Annotated in this window: 2 protein-coding genes; both read left to right on the top strand. The window is 36.9% G+C overall.

Going from position 1 to position 3,958, the window contains the following annotated elements; all coding sequences use genetic code 11:
• Window positions 1–155: 155 nt before the first annotated feature.
• Window positions 156–3,518: a tubulin-like doman-containing protein gene (locus V7183_RS23835; protein ID WP_335361054.1), complete on the top strand. Its 3,363-nt coding sequence runs from the start codon at window positions 156–158 to the stop codon at window positions 3,516–3,518.
• Window positions 3,519–3,576: 58 nt separating this feature from the next.
• Window positions 3,577–3,714, top strand: a complete 138-nt coding sequence (locus tag V7183_RS23840; protein ID WP_097897478.1) for a phosphonate ABC transporter permease — start codon at window positions 3,577–3,579, stop codon at window positions 3,712–3,714.
• The last annotated feature ends 244 nt before the right edge of the window (window positions 3,715–3,958 follow it).

Genomic DNA, 3,958 nt, shown 5'->3' on the forward strand with positions numbered 1-3,958 from the left:
GGTAAAGATAGTTGTCGCACTTCTTCGCCTGCGTCGCCAAGTATGGTACGCATGTAGTATTGGCTACACTCCGTATCCTCCTGGCTTCCGTGTCTTGAACTGTTCGGCTCTCTTTAGCTTCTTTTTGAACACGCACGAATAGGAAGGTGGTTCACATGACATTACAAGTTCCAACAATTTTAATTGGTTTAGGTGGAATCGGAAGTACTGTTACCCATCAAATATATGAAAAGTTGCCAAAGGAACGACGCAAAAAGGTAGCGATGCATGTATTTGATACAGATGTGAATACGCTAAGTAAGTTTGAACATATTCGTAAGTTCAAGACACAAACCAGTTCTAGTAAAACGCCTCGAGAATATATTGCGGAAGATCCAACGATTCCAGAATGGTTTCCGATGGATCCTACTATTTTAGATAAGCCGTTAACAGAAGGAGCTGGCCAACTTCGTGTGATTTCACGCCTTGCTTTACGAGCAGCGATGAAAGAGGATAAATTAACTGCTTTTTGGCAAGAAATCGAAAAGATTTTTCCTGTCACGAGTGATCAAACAGAGTATGGTGTTCGTGTTATCATCGTTACGTCATTAGCTGGTGGCACTGGTTCGGGTATGTTCTTACAAATTGCGTTGTACCTACGTGAAATGCTTCGCAAGAAATTGCAACATCATAACATTTTAATTCGCGGTGCTTTTTTAATGCCAGATGCACTTGTTAAGACGCGTACCATTAGTGTGAAAGAATTTGAAACTGTTCAGGCAAATGGTTATGCGTCATTAAAGGAGCTACATGCGATTACACTTGGCTCTACAGGCGAATTATCAAAGCGTGGCGGTGTCACAATTGAATTAGAGTATCGCCCGGATCAAGTGGATGAAGACGGAAGAACGAATCATACAATTAAACCACACCATTTACCCTATAATTACTGTTTTTTATATGATTATGAAAATTTACATGGTCATCATTTACACAATCTAACGGATTACATGGAACAAATGACAAATACGATTTATTTACAGTTATTTAGTCCGATGTCTATAAGTCATTTTGCACAAGAGGATAATCAAATTCAGCAGTTGGCGGAATCGAACGGAAAAGCACGCTACTGCGGTGCTGGAACTGCAAAGCTTATTTATCCATATGAGCATGTTTTAAAATATTGTGCCTTAAAGTGGGCTGTGCAAGGATTAGATGAATCATGGCTTCATTTAGATCAATTGTTTCAGGAGAAAAAGCAGCGTTATGAACAAGACGTTCGCCGCGGTATGCAACGTGAGAAGCCAGAGCGTGGGAAGAGTTATTTAGAAGATTTAGAGCATCTTGCTACTCGTCCGGAGCAAGCGCATATTTTCTATAGACAAATGTATAATGAAACACGTGAAGGTGCAGAGGATGGGAAGGTTGGCATTGCGAAATCAAAGTTGTTTTTAGAAGCGGTCGAAAGTTACGTACAGCGTACAGTACAAAAAGATGAAGAGTTAAACAGGTTACAGCATGAGTGCAAAATATCTGCTGCGAAGCTTAAAATGATGGAGCAAATGAAGGGGGAAGTAGCAAGAGTTGATCACGCTGTCAGGTTGTATGCATATGCGATACCGAGCCGTGTGCATGAGCATGTGACGACACTTTTATATGACATGATAGAATCAGACCGCTATACGCCTAGTGGATCAGAGGGACAGTCATACCAACTAAATACATGGTTTTTAAAGAAAACAGAAGCTGTTCATCCAGTGGCTGCTCGTTTTATGTTGTATGAGATTCGAAAGCAATTAGTAGAGAAAATGAATCGATTACATGAGAACAATGAACAAAAGCGTAATCTCATTCAAAACTATGATAAGAAATTTAATGTAAGTAATATTGATGGTACAGTAACAGCTGTGCGACGTGTTGAACTTGCACAGCAACAAGGCTGGTTTGGTAAAATGTTTTATAATCAGCAGCGTATGTTCCGAAAAGAATTTGAAGATATCGTGACGCAATACGTGCATAAGTTAAATGAATATCGCAAAGAGATGTTACTGGAACTCGTTTATCAATCACTATATCAGGCAGTAAATAAAATGATTCAACATTGGGAAAGATTCTTTGACAATTTACAAGAAACACGTGAAAATTTGCTGTTTGAAATTCAAAAACGCAGCAAAGAATTTGAAGGGAAAACAAATCCAACGAATGTATATGTGTTAGCAGATGAAAAACTACAAGAAAAAATATGGCAAGATATGCAGCAACATTTAAATTTAGGTGTGCTTCCAAAGGATATATCAGCAGAGATTTATATGAGCTTGTATGCGGAATATTGCCGCGATGCCCAAGCGGAGGAAAGTCAATCGAAGAAGGTAGAGGATTTTTATCGGGAGCATATTTTAACGTATTGTTATAACGAGCTCGAAGTCCGATATCGTGACAAATTAGAACTCAATATTATTGAAGCATTGCGAAAAGAAGCTGATTTTAAAAAGCGTGATCGTAATGAATATGTGAGAGAAAAAATTGAAGATCTCTTCCATTTAGCAAGTCCATTTATTCCGAAAGTAGCTCATCATAGAGAGTTACAGTATTGGGGAGTACACCCATCACTAAAACAAGAATTACAAGAAGAACTTCTGCAAGAAATGTTTCAAGAAAAGGATACAGTGAATGAAGCATTTTCACCATTTGAAGTCATTTGCTACCGTGCTCATTATGGATTGTCACTGCAAGATTTTCCGAAGCTTTCATCTGGGCATATCGCAAATGGATGTATGAATGACAAAGGGGATTATTTTCAGTCTTATTATCGCCGTGTAAATAAATTAAATATTAAAAAATCGAATTTGACACCGCATTTAGATAAATATTGGCACTTACCAGCTTTTATGCCGGACTTAAATGCAACTCAGACGAAGTTAGATTATGATAAATGTAATCGTGCTCTTCTTTATGCATATATGTACCGGTGGATTAGTCTTGTCGCTGTTGATGGTCAGTTTGTCTATCAATATAACGGTGTAGGACGCAGCTTTTTAATTCAGTCCATGGGGAAAAATATTTCAAGTGAAAGTTATAAGTTACATCGGGCATTGCTTCATAATCCGTTTATTTATGAAAATATTTTGTCTCGTTTTGAAGAAGAACAGGAAAAAGCAATGATTCAAGGTGGACATTTGTATACACAGGCCTTTGTATTAGGGGCTCAGGACGTAAGATGGCTTAGAAAAGAGCACGTTCATAATATTTTAGATATTATTTTAATGTACGATCGGGAGGCAAAATACGATCCAACGTTAGAAGAAACATCAGATGAATTATTGCGATTACTTCTTGATGAAATCGAGTTGTATTTCCAAAATTATTATGGAACAGGTGCAGATATGGTTGCAAAGAAAGAGAAAGAGATGTTTGTAAAACAACTATGGGACCGTTCACATGCGAAAGGGTATGTTGATCCAAATAGTGCGCCTTATAAAAAATGGCAGCATTTGTTACATGTTCAAGACGAAGAACAAGATACAAAAACGAATGTGTAGGGGAAAGATAGGGAACCCTTAAGTATGGAAATACTATTTTTGAAAAGAGGGGTTCCAGGTGCCATTTTTAGGAAGTGTGTATCAAATATTTGGATTATATCCAGAGATTTACCATGCAATGATTGCAATGGAAATGCAGGAAGAAGAAGTACGTAATGAGCAGGTAGAAAAGAGCAATACGGAAATGGAAGATTAAAAAACCATGCAGATGAAAATCTGCATGGTTTTTCTTAATGATTCGCTTTTTGAATGAATAATAAAAAGTAAATTTGTGATTTGAAATTTATATTATGAAAATAATAGAGGTAAGATAAGATGAAATGGTTATTGTTTTTATTTCACAAAAATAATTCCGGCTATTGAATAGTTGAGTACACATATATTCTATAGGAGAAAATGAATAAAATATTAATATTAGAAAAATAAAACAACTGATACAC

It is taken from the genome of Bacillus sp. JJ1127, assembly GCF_036965845.1.
GTDB lineage: Bacteria > Bacillota > Bacilli > Bacillales > Bacillaceae_G > Bacillus_A.

Excerpts from the sequence above, each read along its gene's own strand:
- V7183_RS23835 (WP_335361054.1), top strand. The coding sequence starts at position 156 with ATGACATTACAAGTTCCAACAATTTTAATTGGTTTAGGTGGAATCGGA.